The organism is Spongiibacter sp. C9W, assembly GCF_057370015.1.
In genome coordinates, this window is the sequence record NZ_CM170672.1 from 968,976 (window position 1) to 993,441 (window position 24,466).

General features: G+C 56.1%; 29 protein-coding genes. 7 read left to right on the forward strand and 22 right to left on the reverse strand.

Annotated features, from left to right (window positions below; all coding sequences use genetic code 11):
• The first annotated feature begins 1 nt into the window (after position 1).
• From ubiG to AC2Q8J_RS04650, 3 genes are read left to right on the forward strand one after another with little or no spacing between them, the layout of a single operon-like run.
• Entirely contained in the window at positions 2-721 is a 720-nt protein-coding gene (gene ubiG, locus AC2Q8J_RS04640) for a bifunctional 2-polyprenyl-6-hydroxyphenol methylase/3-demethylubiquinol 3-O-methyltransferase UbiG (protein ID WP_486452250.1), read from the forward strand.
• On the forward strand, positions 721-1,383 hold the full coding sequence (locus tag AC2Q8J_RS04645; RefSeq protein ID WP_036255458.1) for an HAD-IA family hydrolase: 663 nt from the start codon (positions 721-723) through the stop codon (positions 1,381-1,383). Before ubiG ends, AC2Q8J_RS04645 begins: the two co-directional genes overlap by 1 nt.
• An 11-nt stretch (positions 1,384-1,394) precedes the next feature.
• Complete coding sequence (locus AC2Q8J_RS04650) at positions 1,395-2,159, forward strand: YciK family oxidoreductase (protein WP_286694881.1); 765 nt, start codon at positions 1,395-1,397, stop codon at positions 2,157-2,159.
• Between the two features lie 12 nt (positions 2,160-2,171).
• Here the strand turns inward: AC2Q8J_RS04650 and AC2Q8J_RS04655 are convergent, their stop codons facing one another.
• From AC2Q8J_RS04655 to AC2Q8J_RS04665, 3 genes are all read right to left on the reverse strand, one after another.
• A complete protein-coding gene (locus tag AC2Q8J_RS04655) occupies positions 2,172-3,017 on the reverse strand; it encodes an HDOD domain-containing protein (protein WP_286694880.1) in 846 nt (281 codons plus the stop codon).
• Positions 3,018-3,101: 84 nt separating this feature from the next.
• Entirely contained in the window at positions 3,102-4,277 is a 1,176-nt protein-coding gene (locus AC2Q8J_RS04660; RefSeq protein WP_486452251.1) for a pyridoxal-phosphate-dependent aminotransferase family protein, read from the reverse strand.
• A gap of 98 nt (positions 4,278-4,375) precedes the next feature.
• A complete protein-coding gene (locus AC2Q8J_RS04665) occupies positions 4,376-5,761 on the reverse strand; it encodes an exonuclease domain-containing protein (protein WP_486452252.1) in 1,386 nt (461 codons plus the stop codon).
• Positions 5,762-5,865: 104 nt separating this feature from the next.
• Here AC2Q8J_RS04665 and AC2Q8J_RS04670 point away from each other — a divergent pair, with 104 nt between their 5' ends.
• From AC2Q8J_RS04670 to AC2Q8J_RS04680, 3 genes are read left to right on the forward strand one after another with little or no spacing between them, the layout of a single operon-like run.
• The gene (locus AC2Q8J_RS04670; protein ID WP_486452253.1) at positions 5,866-6,009 is read left to right on the forward strand and encodes a hypothetical protein; all 144 of its coding nucleotides are present in this window, start codon (positions 5,866-5,868) and stop codon (positions 6,007-6,009) included.
• A 12-nt stretch (positions 6,010-6,021) separates the two neighbouring features.
• Positions 6,022-6,600, forward strand: coding sequence for a glutathione peroxidase (locus AC2Q8J_RS04675; protein WP_486452254.1), 579 nt, complete (start codon positions 6,022-6,024; stop codon positions 6,598-6,600).
• Positions 6,601-6,620: 20 nt separating this feature from the next.
• Entirely contained in the window at positions 6,621-7,646 is a 1,026-nt protein-coding gene (locus tag AC2Q8J_RS04680; protein ID WP_486452255.1) for a DUF3080 family protein, read from the forward strand.
• Positions 7,647-7,669: 23 nt separating this feature from the next.
• On the opposite strand, the gene gspN is transcribed toward AC2Q8J_RS04680, so the two are convergent.
• The 15 genes from gspN to AC2Q8J_RS04755 form a co-directional block, all read right to left on the reverse strand.
• Positions 7,670-8,389, reverse strand: coding sequence for a type II secretion system protein N (gene gspN, locus AC2Q8J_RS04685; RefSeq protein WP_424142979.1), 720 nt, complete (start codon positions 8,387-8,389; stop codon positions 7,670-7,672).
• A complete protein-coding gene (gene gspM, locus AC2Q8J_RS04690) occupies positions 8,386-8,868 on the reverse strand; it encodes a type II secretion system protein GspM (protein WP_424142978.1) in 483 nt (160 codons plus the stop codon). The genes gspN and gspM overlap by 4 nt, the downstream gene beginning before the upstream one ends.
• Positions 8,865-10,046, reverse strand: a complete 1,182-nt coding sequence (gene gspL, locus AC2Q8J_RS04695; RefSeq protein WP_486452256.1) for a type II secretion system protein GspL — start codon at positions 10,044-10,046, stop codon at positions 8,865-8,867. Before gspL ends, gspM begins: the two co-directional genes overlap by 4 nt.
• Complete coding sequence (gspK, locus tag AC2Q8J_RS04700) at positions 10,043-11,023, reverse strand: type II secretion system minor pseudopilin GspK (RefSeq protein ID WP_486452257.1); 981 nt, start codon at positions 11,021-11,023, stop codon at positions 10,043-10,045. Before gspK ends, gspL begins: the two co-directional genes overlap by 4 nt.
• On the reverse strand, positions 11,020-11,628 hold the full coding sequence (gene gspJ / locus AC2Q8J_RS04705; RefSeq protein WP_204997030.1) for a type II secretion system minor pseudopilin GspJ: 609 nt from the start codon (positions 11,626-11,628) through the stop codon (positions 11,020-11,022). Before gspJ ends, gspK begins: the two co-directional genes overlap by 4 nt.
• The gene (gene gspI / locus AC2Q8J_RS04710) at positions 11,628-11,990 is read right to left on the reverse strand and encodes a type II secretion system minor pseudopilin GspI (RefSeq protein ID WP_286694872.1); all 363 of its coding nucleotides are present in this window, start codon (positions 11,988-11,990) and stop codon (positions 11,628-11,630) included. Before gspI ends, gspJ begins: the two co-directional genes overlap by 1 nt.
• The gene (gspH, locus tag AC2Q8J_RS04715) at positions 11,987-12,493 is read right to left on the reverse strand and encodes a type II secretion system minor pseudopilin GspH (RefSeq protein WP_374973552.1); all 507 of its coding nucleotides are present in this window, start codon (positions 12,491-12,493) and stop codon (positions 11,987-11,989) included. The genes gspI and gspH overlap by 4 nt, the downstream gene beginning before the upstream one ends.
• Complete coding sequence (gspG, locus tag AC2Q8J_RS04720; protein ID WP_286694871.1) at positions 12,468-12,911, reverse strand: type II secretion system major pseudopilin GspG; 444 nt, start codon at positions 12,909-12,911, stop codon at positions 12,468-12,470. The genes gspH and gspG overlap by 26 nt, the downstream gene beginning before the upstream one ends.
• Positions 12,912-12,920: 9 nt before the next feature.
• A complete protein-coding gene (gene gspF / locus AC2Q8J_RS04725) occupies positions 12,921-14,138 on the reverse strand; it encodes a type II secretion system inner membrane protein GspF (RefSeq protein ID WP_486452258.1) in 1,218 nt (405 codons plus the stop codon).
• On the reverse strand, positions 14,125-15,606 hold the full coding sequence (gene gspE, locus AC2Q8J_RS04730) for a type II secretion system ATPase GspE (RefSeq protein WP_204997027.1): 1,482 nt from the start codon (positions 15,604-15,606) through the stop codon (positions 14,125-14,127). Before gspE ends, gspF begins: the two co-directional genes overlap by 14 nt.
• Positions 15,606-17,792 carry a type II secretion system secretin GspD gene (gspD, locus tag AC2Q8J_RS04735; protein WP_486452259.1) on the reverse strand — a complete coding sequence of 729 codons (2,187 nt, stop codon included), beginning with the start codon at positions 17,790-17,792 and terminating at the stop codon, positions 15,606-15,608. The genes gspE and gspD overlap by 1 nt, the downstream gene beginning before the upstream one ends.
• Positions 17,789-18,667, reverse strand: a complete 879-nt coding sequence (gene gspC / locus AC2Q8J_RS04740; protein WP_027872825.1) for a type II secretion system protein GspC — start codon at positions 18,665-18,667, stop codon at positions 17,789-17,791. Before gspC ends, gspD begins: the two co-directional genes overlap by 4 nt.
• 183 nt (positions 18,668-18,850) lie before the next feature.
• The gene (locus AC2Q8J_RS04745; protein WP_204997026.1) at positions 18,851-19,018 is read right to left on the reverse strand and encodes a DUF3012 domain-containing protein; all 168 of its coding nucleotides are present in this window, start codon (positions 19,016-19,018) and stop codon (positions 18,851-18,853) included.
• A gap of 160 nt (positions 19,019-19,178) precedes the next feature.
• Positions 19,179-19,352 carry a rubredoxin gene (locus AC2Q8J_RS04750; protein ID WP_027872826.1) on the reverse strand — a complete coding sequence of 58 codons (174 nt, stop codon included), beginning with the start codon at positions 19,350-19,352 and terminating at the stop codon, positions 19,179-19,181.
• A 137-nt stretch (positions 19,353-19,489) separates the two neighbouring features.
• Positions 19,490-20,350, reverse strand: a complete 861-nt coding sequence (locus tag AC2Q8J_RS04755; RefSeq protein WP_486452260.1) for a hypothetical protein — start codon at positions 20,348-20,350, stop codon at positions 19,490-19,492.
• A 37-nt stretch (positions 20,351-20,387) separates the two neighbouring features.
• Between AC2Q8J_RS04755 and AC2Q8J_RS04760 the strand changes: the two genes are divergently transcribed.
• Complete coding sequence (locus tag AC2Q8J_RS04760) at positions 20,388-21,344, forward strand: tRNA dihydrouridine synthase (protein ID WP_486452261.1); 957 nt, start codon at positions 20,388-20,390, stop codon at positions 21,342-21,344.
• A gap of 7 nt (positions 21,345-21,351) precedes the next feature.
• Here the strand turns inward: AC2Q8J_RS04760 and AC2Q8J_RS04765 are convergent, their stop codons facing one another.
• From AC2Q8J_RS04765 to AC2Q8J_RS04780, 4 genes are all read right to left on the reverse strand, one after another.
• Entirely contained in the window at positions 21,352-21,825 is a 474-nt protein-coding gene (locus AC2Q8J_RS04765; RefSeq protein WP_486452262.1) for a DUF2505 domain-containing protein, read from the reverse strand.
• Positions 21,826-21,901: 76 nt separating this feature from the next.
• Positions 21,902-22,312 (reverse strand): YeeE/YedE family protein, encoded by a 411-nt coding sequence (locus AC2Q8J_RS04770; RefSeq protein ID WP_204997023.1) that lies wholly within the window; start codon positions 22,310-22,312, stop codon positions 21,902-21,904.
• Positions 22,309-22,749 (reverse strand): YeeE/YedE family protein, encoded by a 441-nt coding sequence (locus tag AC2Q8J_RS04775; RefSeq protein ID WP_286837864.1) that lies wholly within the window; start codon positions 22,747-22,749, stop codon positions 22,309-22,311. Before AC2Q8J_RS04775 ends, AC2Q8J_RS04770 begins: the two co-directional genes overlap by 4 nt.
• Positions 22,750-22,847: 98 nt before the next feature.
• Positions 22,848-24,350, reverse strand: a complete 1,503-nt coding sequence (locus AC2Q8J_RS04780) for a DUF3336 domain-containing protein (protein ID WP_286694865.1) — start codon at positions 24,348-24,350, stop codon at positions 22,848-22,850.
• Positions 24,351-24,466: the final 116 nt, after the last annotated feature.

Genomic DNA, 24,466 nt, shown 5'->3' on the forward strand with positions numbered 1-24,466 from the left:
CATGCAAGCATCATCACAACACAGCAATGTCGATCCATCAGAAATCGCCAAGTTCGAGGAACTGGCTCATCGCTGGTGGGACCGCAACAGTGAGTTTAAGCCACTGCACGACATCAACCCGCTGCGGGTAAACTACATTGATGAACGCTCGCCGCTCGCAGAGCAGCGCGTGATAGATATCGGCTGCGGCGGCGGCATACTCTCGGAGTCAATGGCCTTGCGTGGCGCCAAAGTCACCGGTATCGATATGGGTGAGGCGCCGCTGAGCGTTGCGCGTCTACATCAACTGGAGTCGGGCGCCAAGGTTGAATACTTCCAGGCCACCGCAGAAGAAATCGCCGAAGACCAGGCCGGCCACTACGACATCGTCACCTGCCTGGAAATGCTTGAACACGTGCCGAACCCAGCATCGGTCATTCGCGCCTGCGCCAAATTATGCAAGCCCGGCGGCAACCTCTATTTTTCAACCATAAACCGCAACCCCAAAGCCTTTGCGCTCAGCATTGTCGGCGCCGAGTATATTCTCGGGCTGCTCCCCAAGGGCACCCATGAATACAGCAAGTTCATACGGCCCTCTGAACTGGCCGACTGGCTGAGAGAAAATGATCTTCAGCTACAGCACATGACCGGACTGACCTACAACCCGCTGCTCAAGCGCTATCGCCTGAATGAAAACGATGTCGATGTGAACTATATGGTTCACGTTAAGAAGCCGCTGTAATGCTAAAAGCCGTTTTATTTGACCTTGATGGCACCCTGCTCGACACCGCGGCCGACTTTACCCGCGTTCTCAACGGCCTGTTAGCCGAGCATCAGCGACCGTTGCAAGACTACAATTCAGTGCGGTGCTGCGTCTCTGAAGGCGCGCGCGCGGTGGTACGACTGGGCTTTGGGCTCGAGCCAGAAGACCCGGCTTTTGCACCACTTCTGAACGCCTTTCTAGACCGCTATGAGGCCTCGCTGTCAGAGGAAACCAGCCTTTTTCCCGGCATGGAGGGCCAGCTCCAAAAATTAGAGAGCCGCGGCATCGCCTGGGGCATTGTTACCAACAAGCCCGCGCGCTTTACCACGCCGCTACTGAAACAGCTGGCCTTGACCAGTCGCTGCGCGACCGCGGTTTGCCCGGACGATGTGAGCAACCGTAAACCTCATCCAGAGCCGATGTACCTGGCCTGTAAGCACCTCGGTATTCGCCCCTCAGAAGCCATCTATGTCGGCGACCACCGCCGCGATATTGATGCGGGACGCAATGCCGGCATGAAAACGATCGCCTGTCGCTATGGCTATGTCCCTTTGGGAGAGGATATTGGCGACTGGAAGGCCGATATTATTATCGACCACGCCCAACAACTTGATGACGCCCTTCAGCAACTGCAAGCCTAAGAGGACAATCCGTGCCACAACGCCTACCTGTAAATTTCACTGCCGATGCAGCGTGTTTGAAAGATAAAGTTATTTTGGTCACAGGTGCCGGCGACGGCATCGGGCGCGCGGCAGCACTGAGTTTTGCAAAGCACGGTGCCACGGTCATCTTGCTTGGCAGAACCATAGAAAAACTCGAAGCGGTGTACGACGAAATCGAAGCCATGTCGGCGCCACAAGCCGCCATTTACCCCATGCACCTGCGGGGCGCCGCTGCACACGACTACCAGGAGTTGGCCGACACCATAGAGCGGGAGTTCGGCCGCCTGGATGGCCTGCTTCACAATGCCAGCATTCTCGGCCAGCGGCGCTCACTTGCCCAAACCACGCTGGACAGCTGGGAAGAAGTTATGCAGGTCAACGTGAACGCGCAGTTTATGATGACGCAAGCATTGTTACCCGTACTCGCAGCATCGAAAAATGGATCGCTGGTGTTTACCTCATCGAGCGTGGGGCGCAAAGGGCGCGCTTTCTGGGGCGCGTACTCGGTTTCAAAATTTGCCACCGAGGCGATGATGCAAATTCTTGCCGACGAGGAATACGACTTAAATGGCACTCGGGTGAATAGTATTAACCCAGGGGCCACGAACACCGAAATGCGCCGCAGCGCCTATCCCGGTGAAAACCCGACCGATAACCCCTCCCCCGAGGCCATTATGCCGCTCTATCTCTATTTGATGAGCGACGACAGCCGCGAGGTGAACGGGCAACAATTCGACGCCCAGCCAAAAGACTAGGCCAAGGTAGCATTAAGCCCTAAGCAGGTCCTGCATTTGCTCGATCTGCTGTTGGTAGCTCTCGTCCATCTCACCGGGATTGACCGGTAGTCCCAAGCGCTCAAAGGCGGCAACGCCCGCCCATTCAACTTGACCAAAGGGGTGCTCTGTACCGGCGTAGGTGTGCAAATTGGCAACCGTGACGAGGTCAGCGTAGTCGGGCCGCTCCAAGTGACGGCTAAAATCCAGGTGCGCCTCGGGGACAATCACCAGCTCGTCGGGAAAGCCCCACGACTCAAGAATGACCCGCCCCAATTCCGGTGTCAGCGCAATCAACACCTGGTCGAGCAACTGCGGATGGTCACGGATCACCCCCCGCCCCACGGCGTAGGAAAGAATAGGCAATGCACCAATCTGGTGGATCACACCGGCAAGCGTGGCAAGTTCTGGTTTCAGGTGACGCTGTGTTTTCGCCAGGGTATGGCAAATGGCGGCAACATCTGCGCTGTGCACCCACACTGCGCGCATCCGCTTGTTCAATGCATCTTTGTTCGACAGGAAGATTTGCTGCATCGCCAGGGTCGTAACCATGGTCGAGGTATAGGCCAGACCGATTCGCGAAATCGCACCTTTCACATCGTAGGTGGGCTCAAGGCCCCTTAGCAATGAGCTATTCGCAACCCGGATAAGACGCGCGGCGATGGAGCTGTCATGCTCGATGATCGCCGCCAGGATCGGAATCTCAACGTCTGGGTCACTGGCCGCTTCACGAATTTCCAGCGCGACCTCGGGAAGCGTAGGCAGGCTTACCGCATCGTCTTCGATGGCGCGGAGCAGATCTGCGCGAATTTGTTCGATAAATTGTCCGCTAGTGCTCAAGCGACAAACTCCTGTAGACCGATTTTTTCACCTCAAGCCTAGCAGAATCTGTGTTGAGCACTATCGGCATAAACCGAGACGAATTTAGGCCTGCGCGCGTGCTGCCGCGAGCGCTGCCTGGGCGTCACAGTCGTAACCCTGGGCTTGCATGGCCTCGGCCAATGACGCCAGCAGCAGTTCGATGTTCTCCATCCGTGCGCTGTAGCCCATCAGGCCAATTCGCCATACTTTGCCTGCAAAGTCACCCAGCCCGGCGCCGATCTCCAGGTTGTGGTCGGCGAGCAATTGCTGACGCACAGCCGCATCATCCACCCCTTCTGGGATGTACACGCTGTTCAGCTGCGGCAAGCGGCTGTCGGCATCCACAACAAAACGCATACCGAGACTCTCCAAGCCCGCAGCGAGTGCATTGTGCATGCGGCGGTGGCGAGCCCACGCGTTCTCCAGCCCCTCTTCCTGCAGCATGACCAACGACTCGTGCAGGCCATACAGCGCATTGACAGGAGCCGTGTGGTGATAGGCGCGCTTACCGCCTTCTCCCCAGTAACCCAGAATCAGGTTCATATCCAGGAACCAGCTCTGCACGGGGTGCTTGCGAGCCTTGATGGCCGCAATGGCAGCGTCACTAAAACTGACTGGGGACAAACCTGGCGTACACGACAGGCACTTCTGGCTGCCGGAATAGATGGCGTCGATTCCCCAGTCGTCAACGCGCAATTCCACGCCGCCGAGAGAGGTAACCGCATCGACAATACTCAGGCAGCCATACTGACGCGCCAGGGCACACAGTGTTTTGGCATCACTCAGGGCGCCAGTAGACGTTTCCGCGTGAACAAATGCCACGACTTTTGCCTCGGGGTGCGCTTTCAGCGCTTCTTCGAGCTGGGCCGGATCAACAGGCTTCCCCCATTCCCCTTCAACGGTTACCGCCGTTGCGCCGATGCGGGTCACGTTCTCGCGCATGCGGGTACCAAATACACCGTTGATACAAACGATAACGGTATCACCTGGCTCTACCAAGTTAACAAAACACGCCTCCATACCGGCAGAACCCGGAGCGGAAATCGGCAAGGTTAATTCGTTTTCGGTGTTAAAAGCGTATTTAAGCAGGCTCTTCAGCTCGTCCATCATTCCGACGAATAATGGATCAAGATGCCCCAGGGTTGGGCGGCCAAGTGCCTCAAGAATGCGTGGGTGAACGTCTGAGGGCCCCGGCCCCATCAACGTGCGCACAGGAGGGTGGAAAGAAGAAATGCTCATAATCGGCCTTTTCAAAGTCAGTCAAAAATTCAGGGGCACCCCAGCAGGGCGACCAAGGCAAAACCATGGCGCTATTGTAGGGCATCCGCGCACGCGCTTCACGGCTTTAGCGACTGCCATGTCAAACGCTGACGAAAAGACTGCAAAATGCGGTAATGATCGTAGTCAAAGGGCTGAGCTGCGAGCACGCGTTGTTCGCAGTCATCGCTCTCCGGGCGGCAATCGCTGAAAGTACCGAAATAACGCCAGCGATCAACCAGATGCCAGTCGACACGGCTATCATCGCTACTCGGCTCAACAATAAGTACTGGGCCGTCATAGGGCCAACTCTCCACACAACGCAGGGCGAGCTTCTTTTTAAGCAGCGCATTGTATTGTTCTGGCGATTGCTCGCCACAGCAGGCGCCAGCGCAGTGGCCCAGCTGGTATGAAAAGCAGCTGCCGCCTCGCTCCAAGCCCAGGCGTTGTGGGCACAAGCCATCACTTTTGACAAAGTCACGAAGCAACTGCTGCGCCTGCTTGCGGTGCTTAAAAAGACAGAATTCCGTCTCTGGTAATGGCTGATCTGGCGCCAAAAACTGCAGGCCGATATAACCATCCTCGTCTGGCTGCAGGCTCGCAGCACAGAGCTCGCGCTGGCGGCGCAGCTGGCGGTTGTGCAGCGGCATTGTCGTTTTTATTTCTGCACTTTCCTGAAGCAACGCCCCCAGTTCACCTGCGGTCTCGCTACACTCAATGCGGCGCAATTGCTGCGCCATGCGCATGGCCTTGCCTTGGCGGCCGCCCGCACTAAAGTGCGATAACACCCGGCTGCGCATAGCGATACTTTTCCCCACATAAAGCAGCGCGTCATTTTCGCCAAAGAAGCGGTACACACCAGGCCGATCAGGGATCTCATCCAGCATTTCAGCGGTGATATGCACAGGCAGGGACGGTATTTTTAACTGAGCGTGCACTTCCGCCGTCACCCGCTCCTCCCCCAGGTCGGCGATCGCAAATTCTAAAAATGCCTTCATGGCAAGCACATCCGCCATCGCGCGATGGCGACAGTCTCGCTCGTAGCCAATTTGGCTGCACAACGCATCCAAACCATGTTTCGGCCAATCTGGGTACAAACTGCGGGCCAGCTTCAATGAGCAAAGCACTTTGGGTTTGTAGTCAAAGCCCAAGCGTCGAAATGCCTGTTTAAGGAATGCAGCATCAAAGCGCGCGTTGTGGGCTACCAGCACTGCCCCGTCAAGGTATTCCATCAGCTGGGGCGCCAGCGACTCAAAGCTGGGCGCATCGACCAGCATCTCGGGCGTAATGCCAGTGAGTCGCTGGATAAAAGAGGGAATGTCGCGATCAACACGCAGCAGCGATTGCCAGGCGTCTTGCTCTTCAGCGTCGCGAATAATCACCGCAATCTCGGTGATTTCATCACGCGAAGCAGACGCACCCGTTGTTTCCAGGTCCAGCATGGCCAGGCGCATGTTTGACAGCATAACCCTCCCCACGGTGATCGGCGGCGCCACCTTACATCGCAATTACACTAACTTCCGTACACCTCTACGTAACAACTCGCAAACCGATAGCAAAGAGGTACACAATGATTAATAGATTATGCGACTATTTTATCCGATTGTGGCAAGCGGCCCAGCCGGTTATGCACGCGGTTGTACCGGTGCCGATCAAATCGCAGACTGCAGCGAAGAACTGCCATCGCAGCATCGACGAAGATGCAGAATTTTAAGGAGCGCGCGATATGCTTGCCTGCCCAGGGAGACTTCTCACTACCATCGTACTGCTGCTGGGCAGCCTAGCGGTGCAGGCCAAGCCCTCCGCAGAGGAACATTGGCAATGCCCGGCCAGTTTGAACAGCGAATTGGCAACACTCGAAGCGGGGACATTGCAACTTTGCGACACACTTCGTTCTGCGAAGGCGGTCGTCATCGTCAATACCGCCAGTTTGTGCGGCTACACACCTCAATTTAAGGGTCTGGAAGCGCTATACCAGCGCTACAAAGACCAAGGGCTACTTGTACTCGGTGTACCAACGGCGGACTTCGGTAATCAGGAGTATTCAGACAGCAAACGCACAGCGAAAGTCTGCCACGCAAATTTTGGTGTGAGTTTCCCTGTTTTCCATCGCGGTTGTATACGCTGCGAATCGCCCCACCCGCTGCTAGCGCTCGCGCAGGACAGTAGTGGAATCTCGCCAAGCTGGAACTTCTTCAAGACCGTATTCGACCCGCGAACCGGTATTGGCCAAACCTTCCCGTCGGCCGTGACGCCGCTTTCAGAGGAACTCGTCAATGCCGTCACCGCCATTTTGGATCAATGAGGGCGGTCCTTCGCGGCCTCGTGGCCGCGACCTTTTCTATTGTCGCCGCATGCAGCAGCCACAACGACCCCCATGCCGCCGCATGGCAGCGCTATATTGACGGATTACAGCGAGTGCTTGAGCGAGAGGCTGAGGCGCGTAGCGTTAGTCGCCCTCGCTACCCTCATCCGGCATCGGTAACGCTGCCGATCAATGGCGACGACATCAACCTGCTTGAGTTTCTGCGTTTACGCCGCTGCGCACTGTCGCAAACGCTAGCTGAACAGAATAGTATTTTGGGCCGACACCGCGATAGCGCCACCGACCTGGTGTTTAGCTTGCGATTTCTCGACGAGGTAGAACCCTGCATTGCCTATCTGAAATCGGAAGACGATAACGCCCTTGCCACCACCCTGGCAGCGGTGAGAAATCACAAACAGCAGCAACTCGCCCACCGGCTTGCCAACGCACTGCTCGGCGGCGGTGAATACCGCCAACTTTGGAGCAGCTCACCAGACCAGCGCCAGGCTTACCCCGATGCGACTCAGGATCAGGCCACTCGCGCTTTGCAACGCTGGCAGCACCTGCAACAGCAGTGGTTGAGCGGGCAAGGCTTCGACGCGCACACCGACGTTGTCGCCATACTGGAAACGATACGCGCCGGGCTCGGCGGTGAAATGCTGCACTTCCAGGCCCAGGCACTGGCCGGCCTGCAACAGGCCAATGCACTCCTTCAGCAACGTATTGATGGGAGACCACTGTGCTTGCAAGGCTCACCGACGCCGCGCGCTCAGCGCTACGCCGCGGTGCTGCACAGGCAGTTTATCGGCTCGATTCAAGTACTCGCAGCGCAGAGCTATCGTCATCAGCAGGCGCTGCTAACGGCAACGCGGGCTATCGAGACCACGCTGGCCGAGCATCTTGGCGACACCGCCCTGCCCGCCACCTACCGTCAGTGGCAAACCGAGCGCGACGCGCTGCTCAACGCGGTGACAGCCAGCCACCGTGAGCATGTTTCGCTAAGCTCGCAACTCCTTAAACAATGTGGGCTTTCTGCAAGCGACTAGCCGCCCGCATAACGATCAATCCCTTACAAACGCAGCGTGAAGTCCTTCCCGTTGCGCGGCCGCCCAAACATCTGGCTGAGGCTGCGATAAATATCACTCTGCGGTGGTGGCGTTAAACTAATTTGACCGCGAGGTACGCCGCGCGCATCAAGCGTTACGGTGCCACGTAGGCGGTGAGGATTCGCCTCATCGATGACGATCCGCAGTCTACCGGCATCGCAACTGACCTCGGCCCGAATCTGCCCCAGGCTTTCCAAACCGTCGATATCACCGCTTAACTGCCCTATTTCCACATTCCCGGTAAGCGACTGACACCCCTGAGCAGTCAGACTTGCCTCAGACGCCTGCGCATTGAATACGCCGTCAAAGCCCATCGCAGGTACCTGTATCGCCTCGAGCACAGGCGCCAAACGCCCTGTGGCAGTCAGCCCCGAAATCAGTAACGCATCCCCCTTCACACCTGCCGTTAACGATACGTTGGCGGGCTCAGCAACAGATAGAGCAAGAGGCTTGCCGGAAAAACTCTGCAGGGGAGACAGCTGCCAACTTACGCCGCGAAGCGTGACACCCTGAACACCGACATGACTGAATTCCCCTCGCCAAAGCGAGCCCTTGGCAACACCCAGCTCAACGCCAGCTAACTGCTCACCCGCTACATCGCTTAGCAGCCAAGCGGGCGCTCGCCAAACAACGCCGACGATAAAAAACAGTATGCAAACAACAATTATCGCTAAGCGCTTCAAGCCTCGCCTCCTAATACCACTCGCAGCGACACTTTACCCGGCACATCTAATCGGCTCATTGAGACGGTGTGCAAGGGCATGCCCGACGCGACCAGAGCATCGATAAAACGCACAATATTGTTGTAGTCGCTATTGCTAACCTGCACCGCATAGCGGCCACCGCTCTGCGGCTCAATGCGGCTGATGGCAACTGTATATTGCCTGGCAGCGCTGGTGATTTGTTGCTGGGTAGAGCCGGTTACCGTTGTGACTTTACGACCACTGCGTTGCGCCGCGCGCACTTTTGCTGCCGCATCTTGCATCCATAAATACGCCTCTCGACGCTGCTCTAATCGCTCAGACGACTGCTGCTTGGCACTGATCAGAGGCTGCCAGACGGCCAACCATATTAGCAGTGGGACACCGGCAATCAGCCCCGCCAGCAGAATTGTGCGCTCTCGCTCGTTGCGGCTCTCAAACCAATTCATCAACGCGTTCATTGCGCTGCCTCCCGCAGTTCAAGCTGCCCACTAATCCCCTTATCCAACTGCCCAAAGGCGCCCCGCTCCACCTCAAAACCCTGAGAGGCGAGTGCCGCTACCCAGCGATCGACGCCGTCGTAGCTGTCTGCTTCGACGAGAATTTTGATCGCGCTATTGGCATAGGTCATTTGCTGAATACGCAGGGATACATTGCCTTTACTGGCATTGGCAATCCGCTCCAGCCAGGGAAGGAAGTCACTGTCGCTGCGCACGCCCTCCAGAGCATTTAACTGACTGCGCATTTGACTACGCGCGTTCACGACTCGAGCACCGGGGAAAACATCGCGATAAGTATCCACCATGCCTTGCTCATACAGTTCGATCTGGCGACGGTTATCACGAACGTCCAAGGCCAACTGAATAAAATGGGTGAACAGCACCGTTAGTAGCAGTAGCGCTGGCCAGCGAAATTGCTTCCATTGCGCCGCACTCTCATCGCGCAACGCGTAGGCGCCGCTGAACAAGTTAATTGGCCAGGGCTGCCACAATTTGGCAATCATCGCTAAGCGATGCTCAAAGACCTGTTGGCCTTGCTCATTCAAACCCTCAGGCAGCTCAGTACCCTGCAGGTGGTATATTTGCGCGGAGGTATCTTGGCCTGCCGCCAGTTGCCACCAGTAGCTGAGGTTATCTTTGGCGATGGCAATTGCCTGCTGCCCAATATGGGCGACTGCTCGCGTGTCATCGATCAGCGCAACATTGGCGGGCAGCGCGGCGTAATCGGGTACCACCGATTTAATTTTCAAGCCGCTGTTGGCCAGCAGGCCGTGCCAGAGGTCCATGTATTGCCGGTCAACCACCAGCACATCGGTGGATTCATTGGCACGGATAGCACCACAGGCCAGGTGAACGTTTTCCAGGTCACTGCACAGCTGCTCTTCCAGCAAAAATGGTAGCGCCGATAAGCCAACACGGCCCCCTTTTGGCAGCACAACCCGTTGCCAGCTTACCCACTCGCCCGGCACCACGACAAAGCAGGGCAGCGAAGCGAAGCGCTCGGCCAGTGTGGCAAGTGCGCTGGCTTGCGCATCGACAACACCACTGTCGAGCACTTGCTCGGCCTCGGTGTCCCACTGGAGCCATTGCACTGTAGGCTCATTGGGCGCCGGCATTGATAGCAGTAATCGTTCGCTCAAAAAACTTCTCCATATTCCCGCGCATAGGCATAGGCTTTGCCATTGCGAAGTACAAAGCGACTGTATAAGCGCAGTCGGCGCTGCTCGTAAAACACATCGGCCAGCCCGAGAAAGTAACTGGACTTCACCCCCAGTCCCGCCTGGAACTCCGCGGCGACCTGTTGCCCCTCTGGAAGACCCAAGCTGGCAATAAAACTCTCAACGGATGCCCAACCTTCCGCAGGACGCTCAGCAATAAGTCGCTGTATCTGCTCCACGGCCAGCAGGTTGCCAATAGCTGCCGCCAATAATGGGGCATCTTCCTCGCCCAGCGTATTAATATTCAAGCGGGTATCAAACTCGGGCAGCGCACATAAAAAGGGCCGCAGTGCCTCCTGCTCCTCCGCGTCAAAATCGGCGAATAAGCCCAGCTCACTCACCGAATCAATGGCCTGATTGGGCGGTAGGTAGGGATAATCCTCACCACTGTAGCTCAAATCTTCCGCCCCAAAAGGGCCCTCTGGCGAGAAGTCGCTATCCACCCAGTCGCTTAAGCGCTGGCCGATATACTCAGCGCGCTGAACATCGACGTCCACATTCAGCAGCAACAACTCAAACACTTGTTGCGCGCCGCTCTTCTGGCCACTCTGTTCGCTGCCATCAGGCCGGTGCAGGCGATTGACATTAAAGCAAGCCTGCTGATCGTCGATAAGCCCTGCGATAGAGCCGCCCTCCACGGGGAAGACTACATCGCGACGCGCCCAGTTCTGATTCAGTGCGATAACGTCCTCGCCCGCCACATCTTCCAGCGACATCGCAGCGATGTACTCGCCGCCCAGCGCATACCAATAGGCCTGATCCATGTAGCGTTGATTCAATAACCGCTGACTGCTGTAGCGCACTGATTCCACCAGGTTCACTGACAACACCAACATAATGGCGACCATCAGCAATACCATTAGCAGCGCCGCACCGCGCTGCGTCGACGGCAGATTCATGGCACCAACTCCGGCAGCACAACATTCATCTCGATGCCTGGCCATGGGCCAACATCCAACTCGACGCGCAGACCCTTGGGCTGCAAGGCATTTAACTGCGTGCTGGGCGGCCAGAAATTGGTCCAGCGACTGCCGTCATAAAAACTGACAACAAAGCGATCCACCCCCTCGAGCATCACGCGTTTTTGCCAGGGGCTATTCTGTGTTGGGTCGGCAACGCCCGCGCTGTGGCGCTGCAACTGGCCGTCTTCAAGACGGTATTGCACGCGTTCCAGGGTGCTGGCTAAACGCTGCCCCGGCAATACACGGCGGCCACCGTGAACAAACTCCAACTCACTGTTTTCACCAATCTGTTCAGCGACGATTCTTGCCCCCATCGCGTCACCTTGTTCATCCCGGGGAATCCGCGGCGTAAGTTGCTCCAAATCCCGGCGCATCATCTGCAGGGCCAGTGCCAGGCGCTCCAGCTGGTATTGGCGCTTAGCGACCTGCTCTTGATTCGACAGTGCGCCATTCAGCATGGCGCTGGCCATCGCGCCCAATAAGGCCATGATGCCGATGGCAATCAGTAGCTCGACAAGGGTAAACCCGCCCTGCCTGCGCATTACTGGTCCACCTTTTTCGGCATATAGGCGCTGCGGCTGGCTAGGGTGTCTTCGTCGCCAGAGAGCTGAACACTGATATCCACTCGGCGAATAGCGGGATCCGGTGTATCACTCAAGCGACGACGCCAAACAAAATCGTAACCCGCAAGGCTTTTCTCCCCCAGATTACGGTTCCCGTAACCCTCCCGAAGAATGTCTATCAGCAGGTTTTGTGCGAGCAAGTCGGCAAATTGGCGCTTCTCCAACTCACCGGTGCTTAGGGTCGCTTCGCTCAGGCTCTTGCTCAAGGCCACCGCCGCCGTGGCAAAAATCATCAGCGCAACCATAATCTCAAGCAGTGTAAACCCGCGTTGATTCCTCACCGCGCCGCCTCCGGTCGCAAGCGGTCATCAACACTGATAGAGCCGCCATCGGCAGATAATAGGCGCCATTGAAATGGACTGGTCTGGCCGTCGCCCAAAAACAATATCTGGGGTGTCAATACGCGCCGGTCATCACCCTCAGGCAGATTTAATGGCTCGCCTGCTAACAGGATTTCACTGCGCAAGTCGTCGTCTATCTCCAAAGGCTTGGCCAATGGCCCCTGGGTAATGGCTGACCAGCCGTCGGCATTGCGGCTCAGAAAGCGGCCTTTCTCGCCATCCCACAACAAGCCCAAACTGCGGCCACTAAACACCGCTTCTGCCCTTGCTGTACGCAGCGCCAGCAGAATTACCGCGCGATTCTCTCGCAGCAGTTCTTCGCCACCTCTGCTGGGCAGAGTCAGCACGGCAACACCGCTCATCAGGCCAATAATAAAGATAACGACCAACAGCTCCAGCAAAGAGAAGCCGCGTTGACTACTCCTGCCAGTTGACGATGTCACGGGCTAACTCCTCACCGCCCTCTTCACCATCAGCTCCGGTGGAATACAGGTCGTAGGGGCCGTGCTCACCGGGCTGGATGTAATTATAGGGGTTACCCCAGGGGTCCTCAGGCAGGCGCTTAATATAGCCATTGCTGCGATAATTTTTCGGCGAGGGGCCCGTTTCAGGCCGTTTAACCAGCGCCATCAATCCTTGATCGGTGGTTGGGTAAACGTGGTTGTCCAGCTTGTACATATCCAGTGACTGTTCCAACACCGCTATATCCGCGCGGGCCTTCTCCACCATCGCTCGGTCCTGGTTTTGCAGTACATTCGGAGCAACAACGGCCACCAAGAGCCCCAAGATGACGATAACGACCATGATTTCCAACAGTGTGAAACCCTGTTGGCGGCGAGAACTCAATGCACGCGACTCCACGTCGACCTCCTAAAACTGAGTAAGGTTATTCAATTGCAGTATCGGCAGCAGAATTGCCAACACGATCGCTAAGACTACCAGCCCCAAAACCACGATTAACAGGGGTTCAAAAAGGCTGACAAACATTTGCACACGAGCCTGAAGCTCGCGCTCCAGGTTGGCGGCGGCGCGCTGAACCATCTGCTCCAATTCGCCACTGGATTCGCCACTGGCGATCATATACACCGCCATTGGGGGCAATTCCGCTTCATCCTGCAAGCACCGGCTAAAGCTCTTGCCCTCGCGCACCTGCTCGCGCACGCGATCCATGCTTTGTTTTAAATGCTCATTGCCCAGCGTTGCACAGGCCACTTTCAGCGTTTCCAAAAACGGCACCCCCGACGACAGCAAAATCGCCAGCGTACGCAGCATGCGCGCCGCGTCCAGCTCCAGCATCAGCAGTCCCCAAAGCGGCACCTTCAATACCCAGTGATGAGCTCGCAAGCGCCGTTGCGGATCGCGCATCCATAGATAAACGCCCGACGCGACAGCCGCTATCGCAAGAATCATCACATACCAGTAGCTGGCGAGGCCGTCGCTGATGCTAATCAGTGCCCGTGTTAAAAACGGCAGCGTCTGATCGTAGTGTTCAAACTGCGCGGTGACCTTTGGAACAACATAGGTCATTAGCGCGGTAATGACGCCGATGGCGACAAAACACAATACCACGGGATAGAGCGCCGCCTGCACAATCACACCCCGCAGCTTTTGGCTGTCTTCGGTGTATTCTGCAAGCTGATTTAACACCTCTGCCAAATCACCGGATTTTTCGCCAGAGCTGACCAGTGCGCGGTAAACAGAATTAAAAACGTGGGGGTGATCGTTCAGGCCATCGGCGAGCGAGTGCCCCTCCAATACCCGCGAACGCAATTCCAGAATTATGCGCTTGAGTGCCTCTTTGCGACTGTGCTTTGCCGTCGCCGCCAGGGCCTCTTCGACCGGTATTCCGGAATGTATCAGTGTTGCTAAGTGGCGGGTGAACAGCGCCAGATCGGCAATACCGATGCGCGGCCGCGACAACGACAGGCCACCCTTACCGGAAGATTTATCGCGCGTGGCTTTTACTTCTACCGGAAATAACTGCTGATCCCGCAGGGCTTGCCTTGCCATGCGGATCGAATCGGCTTCGACGATGCCCTTGCGACTGGCGCCGCCAGCGTCGAGTGCTCGGTACTCAAAGGCCGGCATCGGCACCCTCGCGAACGCTGCGCAACAATTCGTCGAGGCTCGTTTGGCCTTCGAGTACCAGCCGCCGCCCCTCTGACATCAGCGTTGTCATTCGGGCACTGGCATAGCGCTGAATCTCCTGCTCGCCGGCGCGATTGTGGATCATTTCCGCCAGTTCCCTGTCGATCACCAACAATTCATAGACGCCCTGGCGACCGCGATAACCAGAGTGCTGGCACGCTTCGCAGCCACCGGCATTGTAGGCTTGCTGACCCTCTAACTGGGTATCGCCCAGCAGGCGCGCTTCCGTCGCATCCAGCGTTATTGGCTGGCGGCAGGACTGACACAAACGACGCACCAGGCGCTGTGCCAATACACCTTTTAAGCTCGACGCAATCAAGTACGGCTCTACACCGATGTCGACCAGACGCGTAATGGCGCCAATGGCGGTGTTGGTGTGCAGGGTCGATAACACCATGTGACCGGTTAGCGATGCCTGTACGGCAATTTCGGCCGTCTCTTGGTCGCGGATCTCGCCGACCATCACAACATCGGGGTCTTGGCGAAGAATCGCCCGCAGGCCCCTCGCGAAGGTCATACCCACTTTGGCATGCACTTGCGTCTGACCGATTCCTTCAATGTCGTACTCCACCGGGTCTTCCACGGTGAGAATATTCCGCTTGCGGTCGTTCAAGGCCATCAACCCGGCATAAAGCGTGGTGGTTTTACCGGAGCCGGTCGGCCCGGTCACCAGGATAATACCGTTGGGCTGATGCAACAGGTCGGTCAGTTTCGCCAGCGTTCTCTCGGGCATACCCAGATGAGAAAGATCGATTCGCGCAGCCTGTTTATCCAGCAAGCGCATCACCACACGCTCGCCGTAATTCGATGGAATGGTCGACACCCGCACGTCCACCGAACGACCGGCGATCCGCAGTGACACACGACCATCCTGGGGCACGCGCTTTTCCGCAATATCGAGGCGAGACATCACCTTAATACGCGACACCAGCAAGGGCGCGAGGCGGCGGTTGGGTGTTAATACTTCTTGCAGAATGCCGTCCACTCGCAAGCGAACCGACATGGTTTTCTCGTAGGTTTCAATATGAATATCGGAAGCGTCGCGCTTTAGCGCTTCACCAAACAAGGCATTGATCAGGCGGATAACAGGGGCGTCATCCTGCGCGTCCAACAGGTCCTGAGACTCGGGAATCTCCTCAGCCAAGCGGTCAAGGTCCACTTCGTCGCTGATATCGCCCATCGCCGACATCGCATCGCCCTGCTGGCGCTGAAAAGCCTCGTTAATCTTCTCTTGCAGCGCGTCCTCATCACATAGCGCCATTGAAAAAGACGTATTCAGTGCGCGCTGAACCTCTGCTAAGGCAGACGCTGGCGTGGTGCGGCAAACCAACACCTGAGGGCCGTGCTCGCCGTCCTCCACTAACAGGCGATTAGTGCGCGCAAAAGCGTAACTTAACGGGCGCGACATCAGGCTTGGCCATCCTCAGCGCCGTCGCAGCGGCGCGGCATCCTCGAGCCTGCGCGTACCCGGCGACTGCATTCGTCCTTGCGCCACTCTATGGGCTCGGCCGTAACCGGCGCTTCCTCTGCTGGGCTGGCAGCGGCGCCCTGCTGCGCTGGTGGTTGCGGCGCTGGTGAATTCTGCGGTGCGGGCTCAGTGTCGGCGGCTGGCGATGCCTTAACCGGCGGCTCAGCCAGGGTTTCGCGGGGCAGCAAATCTACCGGCGACGGTTCCAGGCCGGACCATTCTGGTAACACCGATAGCTCGGTGAATGGGAACAAGGAAATACCGGATGCAGCTTTAGCTAACTGCTCGGTGCGAATAAAGTTGTACTTTCTGCCACTGAGTTCAGAGAGTGTTGCCTGGTCACGGACGATCGTTGGCCGGATAAACACCATCAAATTGCGCTTGGACATGCTGGTGTTGTCCGCGCGAAACAATCTGCCCAACAAGGGGATATCGCCCAACAACGGCACCTTCGCCGTCTGCTCATTGACCTGATCATCAATAAGGCCGCCCAGCACGATTGTTGCGCCGTCGTTCACCAGTACTGTCGTTTTAATGGTGCGCTTATTGGTAATAACATCGGCAGCATTGGTTGCCGGGCTGAGCGAGGATACCTCCTGTTCGATGGTCATTTGCACAGCATCGCCATCGTTAATCTGCGGCGTCATCAGGAGCTTGGTCCCCACTTCTTGCCGCTCGATGGTCTGGAAAGGGTTGGTATTTGTGGAACTGGCGGTTGAACCAGTGATCACCGGAATTTCCTGCCCCACCAGAATAGACGCCTCTTCATTGTCCAAGGTGAGCAGGCTGGGCGTAGAGAGAATATTTGACTCTGAGTCACTCGCCAACGCCGAGACCAGGGTAGCGAAGCTAAAGCCATCCGACAGTTTCCCCAGACCGATGGCAGCGCCCTTGACCGTCGATGCCGCTGCCGCCGCAGCATCGCTGCCAGCCAACAGACTAATGATTCCCGGTGTGCCGCTGGTACCGGATGCACCGCCGCCGAAATTAATGCCGCCTGCGGGTGTGCTGCCCTCTTGAGACCCTCTGAACAACCACTGCACGCCTAACTCTTTGGCCTTGCTGTCCGTCACTTCAATAATGATGGCTTCGACCAACACCTGGGCACGACGGATATCCAGGTCGCGAATGATTTTTTCCAAGTCAGAGATAATATGTGGGCTACCCGACATGACGATGGAGTTCGTCTGCTCGTGGGCTTCAATGTTAATTGACGAAGATACACCCGGCGCCGCATTTCGGCCCGCGCTTTGCTCATCTTTAACAATGGTGTCGCTTATGCTTTTCAGAACTTTTGCCAGTTCATCCGCTTTGGCGTACTTCAGGTACTTAACGCGTATATTTGATTGGCTGGACACCTCGCTATCAAGGTCAGCGACAAGCCGGCGCAAGTAACTACGCGCCTCGTCGTCACCAAACAGAATAAGCGTATTCGTCCGTGGGTCCGCCGCGACAACAGGTTTGGATGATCCCCGTTTGCGCGTTTGTTGCGACAGCACTTTGTTTAAAACGCGCTCCACCTCTTCCGCCGACGAATTACGCAACACCACGGTCTCCATCAACTGGGAGTCGACAGAGTTAACGGCCGAGATGATCGACATCAAACGGCGAACATTGGATTCGCGATCGGTAATCAAGATGATATTGGCATCGGAGTAACTGGTGATTACCCCGACTTTATTGTCGACAAGCGGCCGTAATGACTTCACCAGCTCGTCGGAATCCGCATTTTGCAGCTGCGCGATGCGGGTAATGATGGACTCACTGCGACCCACTGCGGCAGAGGAACGCTGAACCTCAATGCCTTCTATTTTCGCCGCTTGATTTGGAATAACTTTGAGCACACCGTCGCCGGCCTCGACCGCAGAGTAACCCTCTACCCCGAGCTGCAGCAGGAAGATTTGATACAGTTCATCCGCATCGAGCTTTCTGTGGCTCTGAACGCTGACCTTGCCCTTCACTCGGCTGTCTACAACAATGGTTTTGCCCGTCAATTTGGCAACCGTGTCGATAAATTCACCGATATCCACATTTTGCATGTCGAGTTCGAAGCGTTCGGCATAAGCGGCTTGCGGCGGCGCGGCCAGTACCACCAGCAGTGATAGGCTCAGGAGAAAAGTTTTCATATATCCAATCTTTTACTCAAAATCGTATTGTTGCGCTGCACAAGCAGCTCGAAGGATTGCGTGGTTTCCATCAGCTTCATTAATTCGGTAGTCGGCAACTCTGACAACGACTGGCCATTCACCGATAAAACGACATCGCCTGGCTTCAAATCAAGCAGTTTAAAAAGGCGTGGATCACGCCCCGGTTTCATCTCGTAGCCAATCAGCTGCTCGCCCTCCATTACCGGGCTCGCGGCAAAAAAGCGCGCCAAACGCAGCGGGCTATTTTGAATTGTCTGCCGCGGGTCGCCGATAAGATCGCGAATTTCAGCACGATTCAGGTCGATCACATCGCCGTTCGCCGCTGAGGGAGTGGCTGTTGCGCTAATCCCCTGGCTCACGCGGCGTTTTTGCAGTTCAATTTTTTCCTGCTTGCGGTTGTTCTCAATCACAATGTGGTCAGGCATTACCGCCAACAGTTTCACGGCCCCAGCGACTTCTATCTTTTCCCCCACACCGTAGGCTTTAGTCTTGCTGCCGTGGCGCAGAATCGCCACGCCACTGTCTTTGCTGCCGGCAACAACGCCAAGCACAGTAATTTTCAGACGGCTGCGCTTGATATCCTTCTGGATCGTCTGTTCATCCACCGCCGCCTTGGGTGGCTCGCCAAACAGGGGGACGGCTAGCAAAGACTGGACACTGTAGTCAGGGCCATTGCCTGTAGCAACATCAACCGTGGCAACGCTGGCCGGGGGCAACGTTGGCGTGCGCAAGATGCTGGCGACACTCCAAAATAGCTCGGTCAGCAACACAATCAACAACACTAAAAGCAAGGCGCTGATGGCGGAGCGCAACTGGGAGCTACGCAAAATTTTTACTACCGCCAATTTATCCACAGTTGTACATCATCCCTACCGTTGTAGCTAAGCGACGCATAGTAGAGAAACAGTGTGACATTTTTCTTACCACGAACGACGCTTTTGCAAGGTTTTAGCCGGAGTCAGCCAGGCTTGCAATGCCCTTTTCATCAAACCGTCATCAAAACCGGGCAAAGCTACCCGGCCCGGACAGGCTTATCACTATTTAAATACGCAGTGTTTGGTGTAGTCGCTTGCTTCGTTGACGCTCCAATCACCTTTGGGCTTTTCCTTCATCGCCGCGCACCATGCCTCGGAACCCACTTCGGGAGCACAGGCGGCCGCCAACAACAGTGAAGATAATAACAAGGCTTTTTTTATCATTTGCATAGTTACCTCTGGTCTTGGACAGTTGAACGACGCTTTTGCGCCAAATCCGGCCTAGTGTAACAGAGGCAATGTGCGAGGCGCACAGTGGAAGGTAATTTTTGAGGGGTGCTGCACTCTGCTGAAAATCAGCGGCAGAGTGCAGTGTCGGTGATGCAGGTGGCTAAGCCTCAACCATATCGAAGTCAAACTTACTAATACCACAATCGGGGCACTCCCAGTCCTCGGGAACATCGTCCCAGCGTGTGCCAGCGGGAATACCGTCATCGGGAATACCCTCTGCCTCATCATAAATGAAGCCACAGATAACACATTCCCATTTTTTATAGTCGCTCATCGTTCTCTCCGTACAGTGCTGCGGGGCAGCTGAGTCGCCGCTATTGTTTGGCTCAGTATACTACCCGAGAGGCCGACAAAATATTAAGGAAAGTCAATCATTTCGCAAGAAAATGCGCACTGAATTCTGCGAAGCAACTACTCGGCTGCGAGGCGAATCATTGCCTGAACGGTCGCTGGCAAGGACACTAATACTATCTTGGTGCTCTGTTGCTTCTGCGCCAAAGTAATGGTGATCGCCTCCACCTCGTCGAGACGCTCATACAAGTCGCTCAACGCCTCGCTATCGCTCAGCGCAATGCCATTGACGGCGTGCAAGCGATCGCCGCTACGAAGCGGCATCCGGGAAAAAAGGCGTTCATCTTTGCCCGGGTAAAGGTAGTACTCCCGCTCACCGGAGTCCGACTTCTTACGCTCTACTTTCACCGCCCCGCGCAGCGACAGTGGCGAGGTATACAAGCGCTCAAGGTATTCAGCAACCAATGTGGTGACAGCATTGTTGCCACGCAGATCAACGGTCTCCACCCTCGCTGCTGGCTGGGGCCTGCCAGTCGCCAGCGGCTTATAGTGGAAGCCACCGCCGCCAATGGGCAACAATTGATACGCCCCACAACTGTCCAGCAGGAGGCTCGCGTCCAGAATTTCTGCAACGCGCAGGCAGGGCGCCGCCAAGGTATCACCCGACCGCACAAAGCGCTCTTGCCCGTCAACCGCAACCAGGGCCTGTTCGCCCCCCTGCGCGTGTTGCACGGCCAAACCCACGACGACTCTGCGGGTCTCGGGCTCCTCACCAAACCACTGCGCGTCGTCGGCGTTAAAGATTTCTGACTCTTCGGCCAGCGCTTCAGCATCCGGCGCTATCGAGTAGGCCTGAACCACAGCCAGCACTACGCCGGCTATAACGGTCAGTAGCAATATCGACAATATGCCGGAACGTTTAGTCACTGCCATGGTAAATTCCCCAAAGATGCCGGCAAGCTCGCTATAATGCGCCGACATTGATCACCTATTTTACGTTTCTCAGAGCATCCACGCCATGCAAATTCATCTTGCCCCGATGGAGGGTGTCGTCAACGCACGCATGCGCGCACTGCTGACCAGCGCAGGCGGCATCGACCGCTGTATTACCGAATTTGTTCGCGTCACCAATCAACTGCTGCCGCCAAGGGTGTTCCATCGCCTCTGCCCTGAACTGCAACGCGACGGCAAAACCCCCAGTGGCGTTCCAGTGTACGTTCAACTGCTGGGCAGCGAGCCGTTACCGATGGCCGACAACGCCGCGCGCGCGGCGGAGCTGGGCGCACTGGGCGTCGATCTAAACTTCGGCTGTCCAGCTAAATGCGTCAATCGCCATCGAGGCGGTTCTGTGCTGCTGGACGAGCCCGAGCTGATCCACAACATCGTGGGTGAAATCCGAGCGGCTCTCCCCAAGCACTGTCCTTTGACCGTAAAAATCCGCCTGGGTTACCGCGACCGCAGCCGATTTTTGGATGTCGTCGCCGCCATTGTCGACGGCGGTGCCCAGCAGCTGACAGTGCACGCTCGCACGCGCGATGACGGTTACACGCCGCCCGCCCACTGGCATGAAATCGCCCCGGCAGGCGAGCGTTTCGCAATCCCCATTGTCGCGAACGGTGAAATATGGAGTCCTACAGATGCCGAGAAATGCCTAAATGACAGTGGCTGCAACGATATTATGCTGGGCAGAGGAATTCTGTCGCGCCCAGACCTCGCCCTGTCGATTAAAGCCGCGCAGGCTGGCGATGGCTACCAGGACAAAGACTGGCAGCAGATATTTCCAATGGTGCGCGAGCTATTTCAGGACAGCCTGGTCAACTGTGCGCCGCGCCATGTTGGCGGGCCCGTGAAGCAGTGGCTGGGATATTTGCGCCGCCACTACCCAGAGGCCGCAGGGCTATTCGAAGAGATTAAACGCCTGCGCGCGCCGCAGGATCTGCAGGCTGCATTACTGGATCGCCAGCAAGCAGCCTGAGAAGGCCTCAGCCAAGATCTGACTTGAGGTAGTTCAACTCATCCACCGCACCGCTATCGGTCTGGGACAAGACGAATTTCTCAACTTTGCCACCAACCAGGGGGATCTTTGCCTTGCAGCGGTGGCTAACGCGGTATTCACAACCACTACCTTTTGGCTGAAGCGACATTTCTGCAGACAGCACCACCGGCTGGCCGTCTACGGTAATCTGAATGGTACCGGACCATCCGTCACCATCGGCCTGCCACTCTTCGACAAATTTGAGCGTTTGCTTCGAGTTAAAAACCTTAGCCAGTACTGACGGCAACTCCCTCGTCACTTCACGCGTCATATGCACAGTAAGCGTGTCACCGTGATCCTCAATTTCGCAATCGGCGCTGAGTTCACCCAGCGCTAAACTGCGTTCCACACGAAAATCAGGGTCTTGAAGTCGGTTCCATACCGTTTCCAGATCCTGCTCAAATTGCAAACTTACCGTCATGAGCACTCCCATCGCGCTAGGCGCTTATTTTTTAAGAGCCTGCAGTTTACACTCAATCCGGCACTTTCCACAGGCGCTATCGCGACATAAACTGCCGCTGAAGGATCATGCCGGCAAGCATTGCCAGGGCAAACACAACAAAGTGACCAATACCGCTGAGTATCGCTACCAGTGCCGGAGCGGGACAAAGACCACTCAAGCCCCATCCCATGCCAAACAGCACGGCTCCGGCCACAAGCTTGCGGTCAATATCCTTGCGTTCGGGCAAGTGAAAACGCTCAGCAAATTTCGGTTTACCCGCTTTAAAAACGAAAAAATAGGCGGGTGTTGCAACTACAAGCGCTGCGCCCATAACAAAGGCTAAACTCGGATCCCACACCCCGAAGAGGTCGAGGAAATTCTGTACCTTGGCCGGATTGGCCATTCCGGAAATCGCAATACCAGCGCCAAACAAGGCCCCCGCCAACACTATGACAATATTCTTCACAGGCCTTCTCCCAGTACATGGCGCATCACAAATACCGTAACAAAGCCGCTCAACATGAATAGGCACGTGGCGACAATCGAGCGCCAGGAAAAACGCGAGATGCCGCATACGCCGTGACCAGAGGTGCAGCCTGAGCCCATAGACGTACCGACACCAACGAGTACGCCTGCGGCAACCAGCACCGGCGTCGACACCAGGGGCTGAATATCGTCTAGTGCCCCACTTAGCGCCGCTGTTGCGCCCGCGCCAATGAATAACCCCAGCAGGAACAGCAGTCGCCAGTTACGCTCCTCACCGTGTTCCAAGGCTGCCCCGGCAACGATTCCGGATATCCCGGCAATACGGCCCACAGACCACATAAGCAAAACGGCTGACAAGCCAATTAAGGCGCCACCAAAAGCTGATATATAGGGGGTAAAGGTTGTAGCTTCGACCATACTACTCTCCGTTGTTAGGCAGGCCTGAGGAAAGCAAATAGTACGAGCAGCCCCGCTGCGGTTCAAGCTCAAGCGGGGCTTAGCGGGAGATTAATGACTTAGGCGCGACGGCTTCGCGGCATCTCTGCGCCGAGGTGGTGTTGGTGATTCTTACCCAGTCGCACCATCTCTTCATCTTCATAGCGTTCCAAAATATCTGCCAACTTCCGGCTGATCTTGGTACTGGTACGAATCATTTCAATTTTCGGCCAGGTCGCTCGCTCCCCTTCTTTGATAAAGAAGCGCAATTGATCTTCTGTCAGCTCATTGAGAAGCTTGCGCGGATCAAAAAAGCGGTAGCGCGGGATAATATTAATGTCCCCTGTGTACTCTTGACTGATGACCGCATTGGCCATATTCGCCAGCCGTCGCACCTTTGGTGAGGACTTAAAGTATTTTTGAATCAGGCCGTTGCTAACCTTGTACCACTCTTTAAGGCTACGCATTGTGAAGTGCCGCAGTGACTTAACGACACCCGCCTGATCCGACTTCGCATCGTGCAACATCCACAGCACAATGGGATTGGTCTGGCTGACAATAAAGTGGTTCACGCCGTACAGGCGGGATAAACGCTTAGCAGGCAAATCGTCACTGAAGGAACCATCGATCCAACGGCGCGTCGCCAAATAGGGCTGGGGATGTCCGTGGACGTTTTTCGCCTCTAACATCACTGGCGGAAATACGCCGGGTACTGCACACGATGCGAGAACCGCTTTGCGAATATAGACGTTGGGCGAGGCAACCGCATTGAGTAGGCGAGAAGTCTGGTGAACATCAGACGGCGAGACCGAAATGTTAATGTGGCGACCGGTTTTTTCAAAGGCCTCCTGGAAGGTCATATCCGGTACCAGCTTGGCGATCTTCTCCTTGAGCATGCGGTGATTGATGCGAGGAGTCGTGCTGGACAGGTCGTTGTTGACCAGCTCCATTTCTAAGCGCAATTCCTGCAACAAGTTATCGGTATCGAGGAAATACCCCAACTCTTCGTCAGTTTTTGTGCCGAGCACGGCAGCGATCAGCGAGCCGGCACTGGCGCCGGAAATAACGTCGGGCAAAAGGTCTTGTTCGATCAGCGCCTTAACCACACCAACGTGGAAATTGCCCAGTATCGCCCCGCCACTGAGCATCAACGCCGACTTCCCGTAACACTTATTCGCGCGACGGAAAAAGTCCAAGCGCTCCACAAAGCCGGGCTGATCACAGTCCAAATTACTCAGGTGATCCAGGGCATCGACAATGGCATCGACGTAGTCGCCAATCAGCTCCTTGGTGCCAAATTTTGCACGGGAGTACAGCACGGGCTTACCCATGCCACCCATATTGCCGTGTATCCCTTCATTGAGGGTGAACAGCAGCCCAATATTGTCGTTATTCTCGCGAAAATACCTGAGACGCTCGAGTCGAGAACGAATCGAGGCGTAATCGTACAAGCTAGTCTTGTCTATCTTCTTCCAGTGAGCCCGACCCGAGCTGCGATCGTGTTCCTGAGCCAGCGACTTCCACTCATCAAAGCTGGAGGCTTCCTGCAATTTCTTGTCGAGCTTCTTAATTGTAGAGGGCATGGTCTTCCTGTTTTAGCCGTGTACCAGGGCAATAACACATCACCGTAGCAGCTTGTGTGCGAACTGAGTATCAGCACTGATGCTTAGTTCACTAGTGCCAGTTAGTTATACAATAA